The 19,500-nt window shown below is 67.4% G+C and carries 17 protein-coding genes; all 17 read left to right on the top strand.

The window, feature by feature from the left end:
• The first annotated feature begins 13 nt into the window (after window positions 1-13).
• The 17 genes from THIARS_RS07510 to ntrB (THIARS_RS07430) all read left to right on the top strand — a co-directional run bounded on the left by THIARS_RS07510 (window position 14) and on the right by ntrB (THIARS_RS07430) (window position 19,500).
• Window positions 14-661, top strand: coding sequence for an ANTAR domain-containing response regulator (locus tag THIARS_RS07510; protein WP_094160074.1), 648 nt, complete (start codon window positions 14-16; stop codon window positions 659-661).
• Window positions 662-985: 324 nt separating this feature from the next.
• A complete protein-coding gene (locus tag THIARS_RS07505; protein ID WP_094160073.1) occupies window positions 986-2,266 on the top strand; it encodes a CmpA/NrtA family ABC transporter substrate-binding protein in 1,281 nt (426 codons plus the stop codon).
• Window positions 2,267-2,294: 28 nt separating this feature from the next.
• Window positions 2,295-3,236, top strand: a complete 942-nt coding sequence (gene ntrB, locus THIARS_RS07500; RefSeq protein WP_094160072.1) for a nitrate ABC transporter permease — start codon at window positions 2,295-2,297, stop codon at window positions 3,234-3,236.
• Between the two features lie 22 nt (window positions 3,237-3,258).
• Window positions 3,259-4,059: an ABC transporter ATP-binding protein gene (locus tag THIARS_RS07495; RefSeq protein WP_186436592.1), complete on the top strand. Its 801-nt coding sequence runs from the start codon at window positions 3,259-3,261 to the stop codon at window positions 4,057-4,059.
• A gap of 43 nt (window positions 4,060-4,102) precedes the next feature.
• The gene (locus tag THIARS_RS07490; RefSeq protein ID WP_094160070.1) at window positions 4,103-4,537 is read left to right on the top strand and encodes a globin family protein; all 435 of its coding nucleotides are present in this window, start codon (window positions 4,103-4,105) and stop codon (window positions 4,535-4,537) included.
• The gene (nirB, locus tag THIARS_RS07485; protein WP_094160069.1) at window positions 4,534-6,993 is read left to right on the top strand and encodes a nitrite reductase large subunit NirB; all 2,460 of its coding nucleotides are present in this window, start codon (window positions 4,534-4,536) and stop codon (window positions 6,991-6,993) included. The genes THIARS_RS07490 and nirB overlap by 4 nt, the downstream gene beginning before the upstream one ends.
• Before the next feature lie 70 nt (window positions 6,994-7,063).
• Window positions 7,064-7,462 (top strand): nitrite reductase small subunit NirD, encoded by a 399-nt coding sequence (gene nirD, locus THIARS_RS07480; RefSeq protein WP_094160068.1) that lies wholly within the window; start codon window positions 7,064-7,066, stop codon window positions 7,460-7,462.
• A complete protein-coding gene (locus tag THIARS_RS07475) occupies window positions 7,459-10,359 on the top strand; it encodes a nitrate reductase (protein ID WP_094160067.1) in 2,901 nt (966 codons plus the stop codon). Before nirD ends, THIARS_RS07475 begins: the two co-directional genes overlap by 4 nt.
• An 18-nt stretch (window positions 10,360-10,377) precedes the next feature.
• Window positions 10,378-11,421, top strand: coding sequence for a DNA-binding protein YbiB (gene ybiB / locus THIARS_RS07470; RefSeq protein WP_186436591.1), 1,044 nt, complete (start codon window positions 10,378-10,380; stop codon window positions 11,419-11,421).
• Window positions 11,422-11,439: 18 nt separating this feature from the next.
• Window positions 11,440-12,243, top strand: coding sequence for a uroporphyrinogen-III C-methyltransferase (gene cobA / locus THIARS_RS07465; protein WP_094160065.1), 804 nt, complete (start codon window positions 11,440-11,442; stop codon window positions 12,241-12,243).
• A gap of 13 nt (window positions 12,244-12,256) precedes the next feature.
• Window positions 12,257-13,948: a sigma 54-interacting transcriptional regulator gene (locus THIARS_RS07460; RefSeq protein WP_245845630.1), complete on the top strand. Its 1,692-nt coding sequence runs from the start codon at window positions 12,257-12,259 to the stop codon at window positions 13,946-13,948.
• Between the two features lie 144 nt (window positions 13,949-14,092).
• Window positions 14,093-14,647 (top strand): OsmC family protein, encoded by a 555-nt coding sequence (locus THIARS_RS07455; protein WP_094160063.1) that lies wholly within the window; start codon window positions 14,093-14,095, stop codon window positions 14,645-14,647.
• A 32-nt stretch (window positions 14,648-14,679) separates the two neighbouring features.
• Window positions 14,680-15,879, top strand: a complete 1,200-nt coding sequence (locus tag THIARS_RS07450; protein WP_094160062.1) for an acyl-CoA dehydrogenase family protein — start codon at window positions 14,680-14,682, stop codon at window positions 15,877-15,879.
• A gap of 100 nt (window positions 15,880-15,979) precedes the next feature.
• On the top strand, window positions 15,980-16,849 hold the full coding sequence (locus THIARS_RS07445; RefSeq protein WP_094160061.1) for a sulfurtransferase: 870 nt from the start codon (window positions 15,980-15,982) through the stop codon (window positions 16,847-16,849).
• A 73-nt stretch (window positions 16,850-16,922) separates the two neighbouring features.
• Window positions 16,923-17,150, top strand: coding sequence for a rubredoxin (locus THIARS_RS07440; RefSeq protein WP_094160060.1), 228 nt, complete (start codon window positions 16,923-16,925; stop codon window positions 17,148-17,150).
• A gap of 117 nt (window positions 17,151-17,267) precedes the next feature.
• Complete coding sequence (locus THIARS_RS07435) at window positions 17,268-18,638, top strand: CmpA/NrtA family ABC transporter substrate-binding protein (RefSeq protein WP_094160059.1); 1,371 nt, start codon at window positions 17,268-17,270, stop codon at window positions 18,636-18,638.
• Between the two features lie 19 nt (window positions 18,639-18,657).
• On the top strand, window positions 18,658-19,500 hold the full coding sequence (gene ntrB, locus THIARS_RS07430; protein WP_425444240.1) for a nitrate ABC transporter permease: 843 nt from the start codon (window positions 18,658-18,660) through the stop codon (window positions 19,498-19,500).

Genomic DNA, 19,500 nt, shown 5'->3' with positions numbered 1-19,500 from the left:
CACGCCCGGACGCATGGCCCGACCACGCTCGACCTCGCTGCGCGCCCTCAAGGTTGCCGTCATCTCGCCAGACCCCGCGCTGGCGCAGGATGAGCACGCGGCCGACCATGCGCGCCAGGCGCAGCGCAGCGCGGCGCTGGTCCACGCCCTGCTCGATGCGGGCTACGAGGTGGTGGCGGTGCTGCCGGCCACGCCGGATCTGGACGACCGTATCGCCCAGGCCCGGCCGGACCTGGTGATCGTGGACGCCGAATCCGGCGTGCGCGACCTGCTGGAACACGTGGTGCTGGCCTCGCGCGACACCCCGCGCCCGATCGTGCTGTTCACCGACGACGACGACACCGAGACCGCCCAACTGGCCATTTCGGCCGGCGTCACCGCCTACATCGTCGACGGCCTCAAGCCCAGCCGCGTGAAACCGGTGATCGAGGTGGCGCTGGCGCGCTTCCAGCGCGAGCAGGGCCTGCGCGCCGAGCTGGACGACGCGCGCACCCAGCTGTCCGAGCGCAAGCTGATCGAGCGCGCCAAGGGCATCGTGATGCAGCGCCAGGGCTGCAGCGAGGACGAGGCCTTCGGCCGCATGCGCAAGCTGGCGATGGAAAAAGGACTCAAGCTCGCCGAGGTGGCGCAGCGCATCCTGGACACGGCCAGCCTCATCTGACCGCGCCCGCCAGCGCCTCGGATACTCCCCAAGGCATGCACCGCATCCGGGCGTTTTCCGCCCCGCGTGCACAGCCGCAGTGCAGCGCACCATTCATGACGGTGCGGCTTCGTCGACCCGCAAGCCCATCCTCCTCTGAAAACCATCCGCCCGAAACCTGGCATGGCGATTGCTTGAATGAAGGCGTAAGCCAACGGCGGCTTATGCAAGGACTGCTGGTGCGGGTGTCTCCCCCCACCAGTTTGGCAATGACGCCCTTGAGAGCACCACGTCTGTGGCTGCCCTCAGGGGCTTTTTTTTCGACCCTACCTTCACTGGATCGTCATGCGCAGACAGGAACAAGCCACATCGCAGTCGAATGCCCCGGCGCAGCCGGTGCGTCGCGCCATCATCAAGTCCGCCGCCGCGACCGCGGCCGCCAGCCTGCTCCCCGGACTGCAGACCCAGGCCCGCGCGGCCGGCATCGGCAAGCCCGAACTCGCGGAGGTGAAGATCGGCTTCATCCCGCTCACCGACTGCGCCCCCATCGTCATGGCCTCGGTGCTGGGCTTCGACAAGAAATACGGCGTCAAGATCATCCCATCCAAGCAGGCCTCGTGGGCCGCGGTGCGCGACAACCTCGTCACCGGCGGCATCCATCTGGCGCATGTGCTCTACGGCCTGCCCTACGGCGTGCAGCTCGGCGTCGGCGGTCCGAAAAAGGACATGGCCATCCTGATGGGCCTGAACCGCAACGGCCAGGCCATCACGCTGTCGGACGCGCTGGCCAAGGATGGCATCACGACCGGTCCGGCGCTGGCCAAGGCGATCGCCGAGAAAAAGCGCACCTACACCTTCGCCCAGACCTTTCCCACCAGCACCCACGCGATGTGGCTGTACTACTGGCTGGCGACCTATGGCATCAACCCGATGAAGGATGACAAGGTCATCACCGTGCCGCCGCCGCAGATGGTGGCCAACATGCGCGTGGGCAGCATGGACGGTTTCTGCGTCGGCGAGCCGTGGAACGCCGTGGCGATCAACCAGAAAATCGGCTTCACCGCAGTGACCAGCCAGGACATCTGGACCGACCACCCCGAGAAGGTTCTCGGCACCACCGCCGAGTTCGTGCAGAAGTATCCCAACACCGCCAAGGCCGTGATGGCCGCGGTGCTGGAAGCCAGCCGCTGGATCGACGCCTCAAACGCCAACCGCACCAAGATGGCCGAGACCATCGCCGCGCCCGGCTACGTCAACACCCAGGTGGAAACCATCCTGCCGCGCATCCTGGGCGAATACACCAACGGCCTGGGCAAGAGTTGGCACGACAAGCATCCGATGACCTTCTACGAGGACGGGCAGGTTCCCTTCCCCTGGATCTCCGACGGCATGTGGTTCCTCACCCAGTTCCGTCGCTGGGGTCTGCTCAAGACCGACCCCGATTACCTGGCCGTGGCCAAGGCCATCAACCGCGTCGACCTCTACAAGGAGGTCGCCGCCGAACTCAAGGTGCCGGTTCCCGCCAGCGACATGCGCAGCTCGAAGCTGATCGACGGCGTGGTGTGGGACGGCAAGGATCCCAAGGCCTACGCCCATGGCTTCAAGGTCAACGATCTCGCCGCTTGATGTCCGAGCCGGGAACCAGGAGTCCAGCATGAATACAGCCGTATTGCCCGGCGCCGCCGGGACCTTCGGGCCCGCGCCCCCGCCGCAAGCGCCTTCCATCGAAAGCCAGACGCCCTCGACGCCCGACGCTGCGGCGGCGCCGGGCGCCAGGCCGGGCATCCGCCCCATGAGCCCCGAGGACCGCAAACGCGCGCGCAACCGCCAGATCGCCCTGACCCTGATCGCCCCGCTGGCGGGGGCCTGCCTGCTGCTGGCGCTGTGGACCCTGGCGTCCGACAAGAGCGCGCAGTTCCCCTCGCCGCTGGCCACCTGGAAGTCGGCGCAGCAGGTGTTCGCGCATCCCTTCTACGACAACGGTCCCAACGACGTGGGCATCGGCTGGAACCTGCTGGCCTCGCTCAAGCGCGTGGCCTACGGCTTCGGCCTGGCGGCGGCCCTGGGCATTCCGCTGGGCTTCGCCATCGGCCGCATGCGCTTTCTCAACCACATGCTCGGCCCCATCATCAGCCTGCTGCGCCCGGTGTCTCCGCTGGCCTGGCTGCCCATCGGGCTGTACGTGTTCAGCAGCGCGCCGGCCGCGGCCATCTGGACCATCTTCATCTGCTCCATCTGGCCGATGATGATCAACACCGCCATCGGCGTGCAGCGCGTGCCGCAGGACTACCTCAACGTGGCGCGCGTGCTGAACCTCTCCACCTGGAAGGTGTTCACCAAGATCCTGCTGCCTTCCGTCATGCCCTACATGATGACCGGGGTGCGGCTGTCGGTCAGCACGGCCTGGCTGGTCATCGTCGCCGCCGAGATGTTGACCGGCGGCACCGGCATCGGCTTCTGGCTGTGGAACGAGTGGAACAACCTCAACATGGCGCACATCGTCATCGCCATCCTGGTCATCGGCGTCACCGGCATGGTGCTCGAAGCCCTGCTGATGCTGCTGGCGCGCCGCTTCAGCTACGACCAGGCCCATTGACCCGCGCAAAGGAACACACATCATGGAGCGCTTTATTTCAGTCCAACAGGTCGAGATGCTGTTCGACACCGCGCGCGGCCCCTTCCACGCCCTGCGCAGCATCGACCTCGACATCGCCAAGGGCGAGTTCATCACCCTGATCGGCCATTCCGGCTGCGGCAAAAGCACCCTGCTCAACCTGATCGCTGGGCTCACGCGCCCGTCGTCCGGCGTGATGGTCTGCGACGGACGCGAAATCACCGCGCCCGGACCGGACCGCGCGGTGGTGTTCCAGAACCACTCGCTGCTGCCTTGGATGAGCTGCTTCGACAACATCCACCTCGGCGTGGAACGTGTGTTCGGCGCCACCGAGAACAAAGCGCGACTCAAGGCCCGCACCCAGGCCGCGCTCGAATTGGTGGGCCTGCCTCACGCCGCGCACAAGCATCCCCACGAGATCTCCGGCGGCATGAAGCAGCGCGTCGGCATCGCCCGCGCCTTGGCGATGGAGCCCAAGGTGCTGCTGATGGACGAGCCCTTCGGCGCGCTCGACGCCCTCACCCGCGCCAAGCTGCAGGACGAGCTGCAGGCCATCGTCGCCGCCAGCGGCAGCACGGTGGTGATGGTCACGCACGACGTGGACGAGGCCGTGCTGCTGTCGGACCGCATCGTCATGCTCACCAACGGCCCGGCGGCCACCATCGGCGAGATCCTCGCCGTCGATCTGCCGCGCCCGCGCGAGCGCCTGGCGCTGTCGGAAGACCCGCACTACGCCCACCTGCGCGCCCAGGTGCTGGAGTTTCTCTACAAGCGCCAGGCCCATTCCCAGGCCAAGGCCGCTTGATGCCGCCGCCCGCTGTCGCACAAACACCTTGAGGAGTTCCACCATGAGTCTTACCGCCGAGCAAATCCAGTTGGTGCAATCGAGTTTCGCCAAGGTCAGGCCCGTCGCCGACCAGGCCGCGGCGATCTTCTACGCGCGCCTGTTCGAGATCGCGCCCCAGGTCAAGCCGATGTTCAAGGGCGACATGGCCGAACAGGGCCGCAAGCTGATGGCCATGCTGAACACCGTGGTCAACGGGCTGACGAATCTGGACAGCATCGTGCCGGCCGCGCAGAGCATGGCCAGGCGCCATGTGGACTACGGCGTGCAGCCCGAACACTATGCATACGTGGGCAGCGCCTTGCTGTACGCGCTAGGCCAGGGCCTTGGCACCGATTTCACCCCCGCGGTGAAGCTGGCCTGGACCGATGCCTACGGGTTGCTGTCGGGCGTGATGATCGCCGCGGCCTACCCCGCGATGCAGGAGCAGCGCGCATGAACAAGCTCAAGCTCGTCCTCGTGGGCAACGGCATGGCCGGCGTGCGCGCGCTGGAGGAGTTGCTCAAGCTCGCTCCGGATCTGTATGACATCACGGTGTTCGGCGCCGAGCCGTATCCGAACTACAACCGCATCCTGCTCTCGCCGGTGCTGGCCGGCGAGCAGACCGTCGAGCAGATCATCCTCAACCCGCTGTCCTGGTACGCCGAGAACGGCATCACCCTGCACACCGGCAAGACCGTGGTGGAAATCAACCGCGTCAAGCGCATCGTGCGCGCCGACGACGGCACCGAAGCCGCCTACGACCGTCTGCTGCTGGCCACCGGATCCAACCCCTTCATCCTGCCCGTGCCGGGCAAGGACCTGGAGGGCGTGATCGCCTACCGCGACATCAAGGACACCGAGACCATGATCGAGACGGCCAAGCGCTACAAGCACGCGGTCGTCATCGGCGGCGGCCTGCTCGGTCTGGAGGCGGCCAACGGCCTGAAGCTGCGCGGCATGGACGTGACCGTGGTGCACATCATGCCGTGGCTGATGGAGCGCCAGCTCGACGAAACCGCGGGCAAGCTGCTGCAGAAATCGCTGCAAGACCGCGGCCTGCATTTCCGCATCGGCGCGCAGACCGCCGCGCTGCTCGGCAACGAACAAGGCCGCGTGCGCGCGGTGCAGTTCAAGGACGGCAGCGAGATCCCGGCCGACCTTGTGGTGATGGCCGCGGGCATCCGCCCCAACACCGAGCTGGCGGAGAAGGCCGGCATCTATTGCAAGCGCGGCATCGTCGTCACCGACACCATGCAGACGGTCACCGACCCGCGCATCTACGCCCTGGGCGAATGCGCCGCGCATCGCGGCGTGGCCTACGGCCTGGTGGCGCCGCTGTTCGAGCAAGGCAAGGTGGCGGCCAATCACCTGGCGCAGTTCGGCATCGGCCGCTACACCGGCAGCGCGGTCAGCACCAAGCTCAAGGTGACGGGCATCGACCTGTTCTCCGCCGGGGAATTCATGGGCGGCGAGGGCTGCGAGGACATCGTGCTGTCCGACCCGTTCTCGGGCGTGTACAAGCGCCTGGTGATCAAGGACAACAAGCTGCTGGGCGCCTGCCTGTACGGCGACACGGTGGACGGCTCGTGGTACTTCAAGCTGCTGCGCGAAGGCCGCAGCGTCGGCGACATCCGCGACAAGCTGATGTTCGGCGAAAGCCATCTCGGCGACACCGGCCACCAGGGCCAGAGCAAGGCCGCGACCATGGCCGACAGCGACGAGGTCTGCGGTTGCAACGGCGTGTGCAAGGGAACCATCGTCAAGGCCATCAAGGACAAGGGCCTGTTCACGCTGGAAGATGTGCGCAAGCACACCAAGGCCAGCGCCAGCTGCGGCTCATGCACCGGCCTGGTCGAGCAGATCCTCATGTTCACCGCGGGCGGCGACTACAGCGCCACGCCCAAGAAAAAGGCCATGTGCGGCTGCACCGACGTCAGCCACCAGGAAGTGCGCGACGCCATCCGCGACGAGCATCTGCTGACCATTGCCGAGGTGCAGGCCAAGCTCGGCTGGCGCACCCCCAACGGCTGCTCCAGCTGCCGCCCGGCGCTGAACTACTACCTCATCTCCACCTGGCCGCACGAGGCCAAGGACGATCCGCAAAGCCGCTTCATCAACGAACGCGCGCACGCCAACATCCAGAAGGACGGCACTTTCTCGGTGGTGCCGCGCATGTGGGGCGGCGAGACCTCCGCCGCCGAGTTGCGGCGCATTGCCGACGCGGTGGACAAGTACAAGATCCCCACCGTCAAGGTCACCGGCGGCCAGCGCATCGACCTGCTCGGGGTGAAGAAGGAAGACCTGCACAACGTCTGGCGCGACATCGGCATGCCCAGCGGCCACGCCTACGCCAAGGGGCTGCGCACGGTGAAGACCTGCGTGGGTTCGGAATGGTGCCGCTTCGGCACGCAGGACTCCACCGGCATGGGCAAGAAGCTCGAGCGCGCCACCTGGCGCATGTACGCCCCGCACAAGGTGAAGTTCGGTGTCAGCGGCTGCCCGCGCAACTGCGCCGAGGCCGGCATCAAGGACGTGGGCATCATCGGCGTCGATTCGGGCTGGGAGATGTACGTGGCCGGCAACGGCGGCATCAAGACCGAGGTGGCGCAATTCCTGGTCAAGCTCAAAACCGAGGAGGAGGTGCTCGAATACACCGGCGCCTTCATCCAGCTCTACCGCGAGGAAGGCTGGTACCTGGAGCGCACCGTGCATTACGTGTCGCGCGTCGGGCTCGATCACGTGAAAAAACGCATTCTTGACGACCCCGAAGGACGCAAGGCGCTGTGGGAGCGCCTGCAGTTCGCGCTGCAGGGCGAGCCCGATCCCTGGTTCGAAGCCGACAAGGCGCGCGTGGACACGCGGCAGTTCATTCCCATCGTGCCCGTCGAAGTGCGGCAAGGAGAGCCGGCATGAGCCTGTCGAGCCGCCTCAAAGGCGAATTCCATCCCGAAGGAACGACGCGCAGCGTCAGGGGAGCCCATCCATGAACGTGCAGAAGGAATGGACCGCCGTGTGCGCCGTGGACGACATTCCCGTTCTGGGCGCGCGTCAGGTGCGCCGCCCCGACGGCGTCAACGTCGCGCTGTTCCGCACCGCCAGCGGCGCGGTGCGCGCCCTGCTCGACCGCTGCCCGCACAAGGGCGGGCCGCTGTCGCAAGGCATCGTGTTCGGCGAGAGCGTGGCCTGCCCGCTGCACAACTGGACCATACGCCTCGACGACGGCCAGGCCCAGGCCCCCGACGCAGGCTGCACCCCGGTGTTCGCCGTGAAGGTGGAGGGCGGGCAGGTCTATTTGCGCCGCGACCAGTTGCTGGCACCCATTCCTGCATTGGCCGCCGCCAATTGCGACGGTGCTGCCTGCGCAAGCGCGGAAGCCCCATGAACACCGCCGATCTGCCCGCCGCTTCCATCGCCATCGTGCCCGAACGCGCGGCGCACGAGACCCGCTCCACCTGTCCCTATTGCGGCGTCGGCTGCGGCGTCATCGTCGAAAGCGTCGACGGGCGCATCACCGGGGTGCGCGGCGACCCCGACCATCCGGCCAACTTCGGCCGCCTGTGCGCCAAGGGCAGCACCCTGCACCTGAGCGCGGCGCCGGAGCTGGCGCCGCAGATCCGCGCCCTGCACCCCGAACTGCGCACCGCGCGCTCAGCGCCGCGCCAGGCGGTGAGCTGGAACGACGCGCTCGACCATCTGGCGCGTCGCTTCGCCGGCATCATCGCCGAGCACGGCCCCGACAGCGTGGGCTTCTACATTTCGGGCCAGATGCTCACCGAGGACTACTACGTCTTCAACAAACTGGCCAAGGGCCTGATCGGCACCAACAACGTGGACACCAACTCGCGGCTGTGCATGAGCAGCGCGGTGGCCGGCTACAAGCAAACCCTGGGGGCGGACGCACCGCCGTGCAGCTACGCGGACATCGACGACGCATCCTGTCTGTTCATCGCCGGCAGCAACACGGCCTGGGCCCACCCCATCGTGTTCCGGCGCATCGAGCAGGCCAAGGCGGCGCGGCCCGCTATGCGCTTGATCGTGGTCGATCCGCGCCGCACCGAAACCGCCGAATTCGCCGACCTGCACCTGCAACTGCTGCCCGGCACCGACGTGGCGCTGTTCCACGCCATGCTGCATCTGATGATCTGGGAAGACCTGATCGACCCCGCCTACATCGCCGCCCACACCACGGGGTTCAACGCGCTGCGCGAACTGGTGCGCGACATGACCCCGGCCAAGGCCGCCGGCATCTGCGGCCTGCGCGAGGCCGACATCGCCACCGCGGCGCGCTGGTTCGCCCTCGGCGGCCCCGGCGCCGCGGCCGCCACGCGCAGACCGACGCTGTCCATGTATTGCCAGGGGCTGAACCAGTCGAGCTGCGGCACGGCGAAGAACGCCGCGCTGATCAACCTGCACCTGGCCTGCGGGCAGATCGGCAAGCCCGGCGCCGGGCCGTTCTCCCTGACCGGCCAGCCCAACGCCATGGGCGGGCGCGAGGTCGGCGGCATGGCCAATCTGCTGTCGGCCCACCGCGACCTTTCCAACCCTGACCACCGCGCCGAAGTGGCCCGCCTGTGGGGCGTGGACGACGTTCCCGCCGCGCGCGGCAAGACCGCGGTGGAGATGTTCGAAGCCGCCGCGCGCGGCGAGGTCAAGGCGCTGTGGATCGCCTGCACCGACCCGGCGCAATCGCTGCCCGATCAGGCCCTGGTGCGCCGCGCGCTGGAGGCCGCCGAACTCGTCGTGGTGCAGGAGGCCTACGTCACCGCCGCCACCGTGGCCTATGCCGACGCGCTGCTGCCCGCCACAACCTGGGGCGAGAAGGAAGGCACGGTGACCAATTCCGAGCGGCGCATCTCGCGCGTGCGCGCCTCGGTGCGCGCGCCGGGACTGGCGCGCCACGACTGGGCCATCGCGGCGGATTTCGCCACGCGCCTGGAAGCCCTGCTGCCCCGACGCGCCGCACCGCACGGCGCCGGCCCGATGGCGCCCTCGGGCCGCCAGCTCGGCGGCCGGCCCACGCTGTTTCCGTACACCTGCGCCGAGCAGGTGTGGAACGAGCACCGCGAATCCACCCGTGGGCGCGACCTCGACATCACCGGCCTATCCTGGAGCATCCTGGAGCGCGACGGCCCGCAGCAATGGCCCTATCCGGAAGGCGCGCGCGGCGGCAAGACGCGCCTGTACGAAAACGCCACCTACCCCACCGCCGACGGTCGCGCGCGCTTCGCCGCCACGCCCTACGCACCGGTGGCCGAGGCCTGCGACGCACGCCATCCCTTCGCGCTCACCACCGGCCGCCTGCGCGACCAGTGGCACGGCATGAGCCGCACCGGCAGCGTGCCGCGCCTGTTCGGCCACGCCCCCGAGCCCTGCATCGACCTGAACCCCGCCGATCTGGCCCGGCGCGGCTGGAGCGACGGCGAACTGCTGCGCGTGAGCTCGCGCCGCGGCGACCTCGTGCTACCGGCGCGGGCCAGCGACGGCCTACGCAGCGGCCAGGCCTTCATCGCCATGCACTGGGGCGCGGAGTACCTGGCGGGGCGCGGCGCCGAAGGCCAGGCGCGCCTCGGCGTCAATGGGCTGACCCTGCCGGTGTTCGACCCGCAGTCCTTCCAGCCCGAACTCAAGCACGCCGCGGTGCGACTGGAAGCCGCCAACCTCCCCTGGCACCTCGCCGCCTTCGGCTGGATGCCCGCCACGCAGGCGCACGCGCTGCGCCGGCAACTCATGCAGGAACTCGGCGACCTGCCCTTCGTCATGTGCGTGCCTTTCGGGCGCGAGCGCACCGGGCTGCTGCTGCGTGCCGCTGCACGCGGCGCGCCCGACGCTGCCTGGCTGGCCCGCGTCGAGACGCATTTCGGCGTGCGCGGCGACGAAGCCCTGCACTACGCCGACCCCAGCCGCAGCGTGCGCCGCGCGGTGCGGCTGCACGGCGAGCGCCTCGAAGCCGCCATGCTCTGCGGCCCGGCCGACAGCGTCGCCGCCCAGCGCTGGCTGCGCGACCTGCTGGAAAGCGGGGCCAGCGCCAAGCCCTACGGCCAATGGCTGCTGCTGCCCAGCAGCCAGCCGCCGCGGAACATCCCCACGCCGGGCCACCAGGTCTGCAATTGCTTCGACGTCTGGCAGATCAAGATCGAGGCCGAGTTGTCGAAGATCGACGGCGATGCCGACGCCCGCCTGGCCGTGCTCCAGCAACGCCTGCGATGCGGCACCAACTGCGGCTCCTGCCTGCCCGAGCTGCGCCGCCTGGTGCGCGAACACGCTGCGCTGCCGGCCTGAATGAGCGAGGAAGCCGCCATGACACACCCCACCGTGGCAAGTTCCGCACCCTCAACGGCCCAGCTTGCAGCCGGCCCGGCGCGGGGCGGCTTCAACCCCGATGTCGTGCCGATGCTGCGCAGCCTCGGCCGCGGAGCCCACGGCAGCCGCGGCCTGAGCGCCGAGCAGGCGCAGACCCTGATGGGCTGGCTGTTGCGGCGCGAAATGTCCGATGCCCAGATCGGCGGCGTGCTGCTGGCGCTGCGCATGAAGGGCGAGAGCGCCGAGGAGCTGGAAGGCTTCGCCCGCGCGGTGCGCGCCACGCTCCCCGCCATCGCCCCGCGCCGGCCGGTGGTGATCATCCCCAGCGTGAACGGTTCGCGCCGCCTGCCCAACCAGGTCGCGCTGCTGGCGCTGCTGCTGCGCCAGCGCGGCATTGCCGTGCTGGTGCTGGGCGCCGAACAGGACGACGGCCGGCTGCACACCGTGCGCGTCTGGAGCGCGCTGGGCCTGCCCGTCGCAGCCAGCGCGATGCAGGCGCAGAACCTGCTCGCCGACGGCGAGGCGGTCTACCTCGACCTGGTCCACATCGGCCCGCAGCTCGGCGAGCTGCTGGCCTGGCGCCGGGAACTGGGCGTGCGCAACAGCGGGCACGCCGTGGTCAAGCTGCTCGCGCCGATCGCCGGACCCTGCCTGCTGCTGACCAGCTACACGCATCCCGAATATGCGGTGCTGATGCGTGAAGTGCTGCAGCGCCTGGCCCAGCCCGCGCTGCTGATGCGCGGCTGCGAGGGCGAGGCCGTAGCCCATCCCCACCGCGCCGGCGAACTTCTGCACATCGGCGCCGACGGCGCGGTGCGCGCCGAACCTGCCGCGGCGCAGGGCGAGGCCGAAGTCGCCCTGCCCGCCGACGGCACCCACCTGGCGGCCACCCTGGCCTGGATCGCCGACGTGCGCAACGGCGACAAACCCATCCCCGTTCCCCTGCTGCGGCAGGTCGAGCAGGTCGCCGCGGCGATGGCCTGCCTCGACGCGGCCGGTGACGCCGTCGAGACCGTCGCCGGAATTTCCCGACACGCCTGACCCCCCTGGAGCCCCGCCATGAAGCCTGCCGACGCGATGGATTGCGCACCGACCACCGTCCACCTGGTCGGCGCCGGTCCCGGCGATCCCGAACTGCTCACCCTCAAGGCCGTGCGCGTGCTGCAACAAGCCACGGTGGCCCTGGTCGACGATCTCGTCAACCCGGCCTGCCTGGCTCACCTGCCCCCCGCCTGCCGCGTGGTTGCCGTGGGCAAGCGCGGCGGCTGCGCCAGCACGCCGCAGGCCTTCATCGAGCGGCTGATGGTGGCCGAGGCGCAGCGCGGCGAGCGCGTGGTGCGCCTCAAGGGCGGCGACCCCCTCGTGTTCGGCCGCGCCGGCGAGGAAATCGCCGCGCTGCGCGCCGCCGGCCTGCACGTCGAGGTGGTGCCCGGCATCACCGCCGGCATCGCCGCGGCCGCCGCGGCCTGCACCTCGCTGACCCATCGCCACCACACCCCCGGCGTGATCCTCGTCACCGGCCACCGCCAGCCCGGCGGCGCCTCCCCGCGCTGGGATTCGCTGGCCCAGACCGGGCTCACCCTGGTCGTGTACATGGGCGTGGCCGAGGCCGGCAGCATCCAGGCCGGCCTGCTCGCCGGCGGCCTGCCGGCCGACACGCCGGTGCTGCTGGTACAGGCTGCCAGCACCGCGCGCGAACGCCGCGTCGGCACGAGACTGGCCCGCTTGCAGGCCGCCATCGCTACCGAGCAATTGGGTTCGCCCTGCGTGATGATCATCGGCAACGCGATGGCCGAGGCGCTCCAGACCGTGGCCCAGAACGCCGTTCGAGCTTCCATCGTGAACGTCTCGCAGGCCGCCTGATCGCGCCGACCCCATGGACATTTCCGCCCCAGTGTCCGACCCCCGAGCCTCGACGGCGGCGGCAGCCTTTATGCGCTGCGGCCACGAACATCTGGATTCGGCCGAGCGCCTGCTGTTCCGCGAAGTCACCAAACGCCTGGGCAACAGCCTGGACCCCTATCCGGTGATCCGCGAGATGCTGCATCTCATGTCCGAGCTCCTGGGCCTGAACCGTGGTCGCGTGCTGTTGCCGGACGCCAACGGGACGCTGCGCATCGCCTGCGCCTACGGCTTGCGCGCGGAGGAAATCGCGCGCGGCAGTTATGCACCGGGCGAGGGCATCAGCGGCCGCGTGATGCAACGCGGTGAGACGGCCATCGTGCAGGACATCGATTCCGAACCGCTCTACCTGGCGCGCGCCGTGCCTCGTGAACGCTTGCCGCAGGAAACCGTGTCCTACATCGCCTTGCCCGTACCGGGCGACGGTCAACCCGCCGGGGTGCTGGCTGTCCACCGCCTGCGCCGCCGCCAGCGCTCGCTGGCCGAGGATCTGGCCGTGCTCGACTCCATCGCCACGCTGATCGGCCAGGTCCTGCGCCTGAGCCGCCTGGTGCAGGAACGCACGGCGCGTCTGGTGCAAGAGAACGCCGAACTCAAGCGGGCGCTCGAGAACCGCACCCCGACGGTGGCCGCCTACGGCATCGTCGGCCAGGCGCCCAGCCTGCTGCGGGCGATTCGCAAGCTGGAACAGGCCGCCGCCACCGACGCCACGGTGCTGCTGCTCGGCGAGTCCGGCACGGGCAAGGAACTGTTCGCGCGCGCCATCCACCAGCACAGCGCGCGGCGCGATGGGCCCTTCGTGCGCGTGAACTGCGCCGCGATTCCCGACACCCTGTTCGAGGCCGAGTTGTTCGGCCACGAAAAAGGTGCCTACACCGGCGCCGCCACGGCGCGCACCGGACGCTTCGAGCAGGCCCACTGCGGCACGCTGTTTCTCGACGAGATCGGCGACCTGCCACGACTCATGCAGGTCAAGCTTCTGCGCGCCCTGCAGGAGCGGGTCATCGAGCGCCTGGGCTCGCAGCGCGAGATCGCGGTGGACGTGCGCATCGTCGCGGCCACACACCAGGATCTCCGCGCGCTCATGGCCGCCGGCCGCTTCCGCGAAGACCTGTACTACCGCCTGCACGTCATTCCCATCACCCTGCCGCCGCTGCGCGCACGGCCGGACGACGTCAAGCACCTGGTGCGCCATTTCCTGTTTCAGCTCAACGAACGCCATCAGCGCAGCGTGCGTCTCTCGACGGCCGGCTTGGCCAGCCTTGTCAGCTACCCCTGGCCGGGCAATATTCGCCAGCTCTACAACGTCCTCGAGCGCATCGTGGTGCTTGCCGAGGCCGATCTGGCCGACGAGGCCGTGGTGGATTCCGCACTCATCAGCGAAGTGCAGGGGCAGGCCCTTGAGCCTGTCGCGGCGTCCGCGATGCCGCGGCCATCGCAGTTCCCGGCCCGTTCAAACGCAGCGCCAGGCATGGCCGGGACAGGCATCTCCGCAATCCGGCCCTACCAAGCGGTCATGGAAGACGAGCGCGACATCCTGTTCGAGACCCTGCGGCGCACAGGAGGCAACAAGTCGCAGGCGGCAAGGTTGCTGGGTCTGACTCTGAGGCAGTTCGGCTACCGTCTGGCGCGCTTTGACATCGGCCCTGCCTCGACAAAGCGTTAACACATTGTCAACAATGTGAGTCCACGTTTCTCGCACCTCGATGCATAAGCTCATGATTTAAATATCGTTTTCTCCTGGCATGAATGCTGCTCAGATTCGTCATGCCCATAACGGGCGACCGAGCATGAAACTGGAGAAATCTTCATGAGCCAAACCGCAACGCAGAAAGTCACCTGCCTTTACCCCGACCTGCTGCGCCCCATCGACAAGGACGGCCTGGGTCAACTGGCCTCCAAGGGCAAGGCCAACCCGCAGCACATCGTCACCCTCAAGGCCAGAACCGTCTGCGAAGGACAATTCCGCAACCTGACCTACATCCGCAATCTGCCCGCCTACGTCATCGACGAGCCGCCACACCTGCTCGGCGAAGACACCGCACCCAACCCATCCGAAGCTACCCTGGCCGCGCTCGGCGCCTGCCTGTCGGTCGGCGTGCATGCCAACGCCACCGCGCGCGGCGTGGCATTGACCAAACTCGAACTCGAACTCGAAGGCGACATCAACGTCACCGCCGTATGGGGCGTGGGCGATCTGGATCCGGCCAAGAAACTGGGGTTCACCGATATCCGCGTGAAGATCACGGCCGAGGGCGACGCAACGCGCGAGGTGATCGACGACATCATCGCCAACGCCAACCTATGGTCACCAGTCGCCAACACCCTGCGCAACCCGGTGAACGTGGTCGTCACCACAGCATAAAACCTGCCCACCTCGCAGATCGAACCAAGCCCATGACCGCCCTGTCCCTGGCCCGAACGGCGTCCCTCGCCGCGCAGCTCCCCGTTCAAGCCGCGCCCCCCACGGCATCCGGCGGCTACCACGCCACGCTGCACCGGCTGGTGGCCGAAGTCCTGGCGCCCCAGGTGTTGGACATTGATCTCAAGGCCGCCTACCCGGAAGGCTTTCTGCGCGAATTGGGCGCGGCGGGCGGTTTTGGTGGTGCCGCCTCGCCAGAGCATGGTGGCAACGGCCTGGGTCTGATGCAGGTGATCGAAACCATGGATTTGGTGTCCCAGACCTGCTTATCCACCGGCTTCCTCGTCTGGTGCCAGACGGCATGCGCGCGCTACATCGAGATGAGCGAGAACGCAGAACTCAAGCGCGACCTGCTGCCGCACATCGCGCGTGGCGCGTTGCTGGCCGGAACCGGGCTTTCCAACACGGTGAAGTCCTGCGACGCGGTGGAGGCGTTCCGCCTCTCGGCCAGACGGGTGGAAGGTGGCTATGTCATCAACGGCGTGCTGCCCTGGGTGTCCAACCTCGGGCCCGACCATGTCTTCGCCACCGGTTGCCCGGTGGAGGCCGCTGGCCCCGGCGACGATGGGCTGGTCTTCATCATCGTCGATTGCAACGCCACCGGATTCAAGATGGTGGATTGCGCGCATTTCATGGCCATCGACGGCACGCGCACCCTGGCCTGCCACTTCAAGAACACCTTCGTGCCCGATGGCATGGTGCTTTCGCACCCCGGCCAGTCCAAGGCTTATGTGCGGCGTATCAAGCCCGGCATGATCCTGGGCCAGATGGGCATGTGCCTGGGCCTGGCCCAGGCCTGCTTGGACCTGATGAAGCAATCCAACCGCACCCATGCGCACGTCAACCGCTACCTGGACGACCAGGTGGATGACCTCGCGCCCGAACTGGCCGACCTGCGCGATCACACCCTTGTCGCCGCGCGCACGCTGCAAGCCAACCCGTTGGCCGACATCGTGCTCGACATCCTGAAACTGCGCCTGCGCGGCGGGGAGCTTGCGCTGCGCGCCGCACAAAGCGCCCTGCTGCACCTCGGGGCCAAGGGTTATCTGCAGAAAAGTCCAGCGCAGCGGCGGGTTCGCGAGGCGTATTTCGTCGCCATCGTCACGCCCGCGACCAAGCACCTGCGCCGAGAAATCGCCCGGCTCGAATCGGGCCAGGCGGTCTGTGCGGCCTGAAGCCGTCGCCGCACACACGCCACGGCGCGCGCTGCCATCCTCCCTCCCATGCAATGCGCACCACTCCTTCACGTCCCCAGCCCATCCAGGAGCAGCCAACATGAGCGAACGCATTCTGCTTTCCCCGGCCGAACTCGCCGCCGGCATGACGACCGAGCCCATGGTCATCATCGACACGCGCGACCCCGATGCCTACGCCGCGGGCCATCTGCCCGGCGCAGTGAACATGCGCGACATCTTCACCTACCTGGCCACCTCCACGCCGGAAGGCCGCGAGGAACTCGAAAAGCGCTTCGCTGACGAGTTCGGCGCCGCCGGTCTGTCCGGCAAGGAAACCGCGGTGCTGTACGAGGAATCGATGAACAGCGGTTTCGGCCAGTCCTGCCGCGGTTATTTCCTGCTCACCTATCTGGGCTACCCCAAGGTAAAGGTGCTGCACGGCGGCTATGCCGCCTGGGTGGATGCCGGCATGCCAGTGAGTATGGAGTCGCCCAAGCCCACTCCGGCACCATTCCCGCTCAAAGCCGGCGCCGAAGCCGTCATGGTCGACAAGCAGCAGATGCTCGCCGCTCTCGACAACCCGTCCATCGTCATCCTGGACGTGCGCGACGTCGACGAATGGGTCGGTACCAGTTCCTCGCCCTATGGCAAGGACTATTGCCCGCGCAAGGGCCGCATACCAGGCGCGCGCTGGATCGAGTGGTACCGCATGATGAAGCCGACACCGCAGGGCCAGATGTTCAAGGAGCCCGAAGAGATCCTGGCTGAATGCGCCACCGCCGGGATCACGCCCGAATCCACGGTCTACCTGTACTGCTTCAAGGGCGCGCGAGCCTCCAACACTTATCTGGCCCTGCAGCAGGCCGGCATCACGGACGTGAAGATGTACTTCGGCTCGTGGAACGAATGGTCGCGCGACTTCTCCCTGCCAATCGAGAGCGGGATGCCCGAACTCGCGGCCGCTGCATGATGCGCCGCCGGCGGCGGGGCCGCCAGACAACCGACGGAACACGCCGCCCCTTTTCCCCGATCCTCCACACGCCATGAACACCGAATTCGCCGCCAGCGGCCCGCCCCATGCACCGCCCGATTCTCCCGTAGACGACACGCGTCAATGGGTGTGCAAGGTCTGCGGCCTGGTCTACGACCCCGTGGCTGGCATGCCCGACGACGGCATCCCTGCAGGGACCCGTTTCGAAGACATCCCGGACGGTTGGTACTGCCCGGACTGCGGGGTCACCAAAGCCGACTTCGAACTGCTGGTGTTCTGAGAATCCACCACGGCCAAGAGACCAGTCATTGGCACACAAGTTGCAGATCCACGTCATCACCAGACGATGACCCTTTGTGCGAAACCACGCACGCGACACCGACGATAAAGACCCTCCATGAGCGTTCACGACGATCCCTTCAACCCCTATGTCCGCCTCGGCGCCTGTGCCTGCGGCCGCCATGTCAGCCAAGCCGCACATGATGCCGAGGATCGCATCGACACGACGGACCCGCTGCAACTCAACCGGCGCGCCATCGAGACCGCCGTGATGCGCGCGATCTTCCCCGACGACGGCGAGCGCCGTCGTTTCCTGCGCGCGGTCGGTCGCAACACCGCCCTGGCCGCGCTGTCGCAATTCGTGCCATTCGGCGCACTGGAAGCCATGGCGCAAGAGCCCGTCGGCGTCCCCGAGAAGAAGGATCTCAAGATCGGTTACCTCCCGATCACGTGTGCCAGCCCCATCATCATCGGCAAGCAAAGCGGCTATTTCGAACAAGCCGGCTTGAATGTCGAGTTACTCAAAACCCCCGGCTGGGCACTGGTACGGGACAAGACCATCAACGGCGACTTCGATGCCGCACAGATGCTGGCGCCCATGCCCTTGGCCATCAGTATGGGGGCCGGTTCGGCCCCCAGCGAGACCTATGCCGCGTCGATGGACAACCTCAACGGCAGCGCGATCACGCTCAGCGTCAAGCACAAGAACAAGCGCGACCCCAGGCTTTGGAAAGATTTCCGTCTGGCCATTCCGTTCGACTATTCGATCCATAACTATCTCTTGCGCGCCTATCTGGTCCAGCACGGTGTCGATCCCGATCACGATGTGCAACTGCGCGTGATGGCACCGCCCGATATGCTGGCCAATCTGGCCAGCGGCAACATCGACGGTTTCATCGTCGCTGAGCCCTTCAACCAGCGCGCGGTGTTCGAGGGCATCGGCTTCATCCACCTTCTCACCCTGGATCTGTGGCGTGGCCATCCCTGCTGCACTTTCGCGGTCGAAGCCTCGTTCGTGCGCAGCCACCCCAACACCTTTGCTGCGCTGTACAAGGGTATGCTCAAGTCGGCGGCATACCTGAATGTTGCGGCGAACCGTGACGCCGTGGTCGACACGCTATCCGCGCCACAGTACCTCAATCAGCCGAAGATCGTGATCAAACAGGTGCTCACCGGCACCTACGCGGACGGTCTCGGCAATGTCAGGACGGCCCCCGACCGCATCGCCTTCCAACCTTTCCCATGGCCCTCGATGGCGGTCTGGATTCTGACGCAGATGAAGCGCTGGGGGTATGTGAAGGGCGACGTGAACTACAAGGGCATCGCCGAAAAGATCTACCTTGCGACAGATGCACGCAAGGCCATGAAGCAGCTCGGTATGGAAGCCCCAAGCCGGAACATGGAGAACTACGCCATCCTCGGCGAGTTGTTCGACCCGCTTCAGCCTGAGCGCTATCTCAGGAGCCTTCCTGTAATCGGAAAGACCTAGGAAATCCGTCATGCGTCCTATGCGCCTGCCTTTGGCCTGGTCGTCGGCACTGCTGTCCGTGGCGCTGTTCGTCCTGCTGGTCGGAATTTGGCAAATGCTTACCCTGCCAAAGCCTTCGAAACCACCTCCCGGCGTGAGCGCCGAATACGCCGCGCTGATGGGCCATGGCGCAGCCAAGTCCGATGGTTTTCCCACGCCCGCGCAAGTGGCGTCCACCTTCATCAGGGAATTGCGCCATCCGTTCTATGACCACGGCCCGAACGACAAGGGCATCGGCCTGCAGCTCGCGTATTCCCTGGCGCGCGTTGGCGCTGGCTTCGGCCTGGCCGTGCTCGTCGCCTTGCCGCTGGGTTTCGTGATCGGCATGTTCCCACTGCTGCGACGCGCGCTCGACCCGTTCATTCAGGTGCTCAAGCCCATCTCGCCGCTAGCGTGGATGCCGATCGCGCTCTACACCCTGAAAAACGCCGACGTCTCGGGTGTGTTCGTCATCTTCATCTGCTCCATCTGGCCCATGCTGGTGAACACCGCCTTCGGCGTGGCCTCGGTGCGGCGCGACTGGCTGAACGTCGCCCGCACGTTGGAAGTAGGTGCGTTCAAGCGCGCCTTCCAGGTCATCCTACCCGCCGCTGCGCCCACCATCCTCACCGGCATGCGCATTTCCATGGGCATCGCCTGGCTGGTGATCGTGGCTGCGGAAATGCTGGTCGGTGGCACCGGCATCGGCTACTTCGTCTGGAACGAATGGAACAACCTCGCCCTGCCCAGCGTGATATTCGCCATCGTGCTCATCGGCCTCGTGGGCATGCTGCTCGACCTGTTGTTTGCCCGTCTGCTGCGCCTGGTGACTTATGCGGAGTGA

The organism is Thiomonas delicata, assembly GCF_900088825.1.
GTDB classification, from domain to species: domain Bacteria; phylum Pseudomonadota; class Gammaproteobacteria; order Burkholderiales; family Burkholderiaceae_C; genus Thiomonas_A; species Thiomonas_A delicata.
The sequence above is the reverse complement of the archived record's forward strand: the minus strand, read 5'-3'. Positions and strand labels throughout refer to the sequence as shown.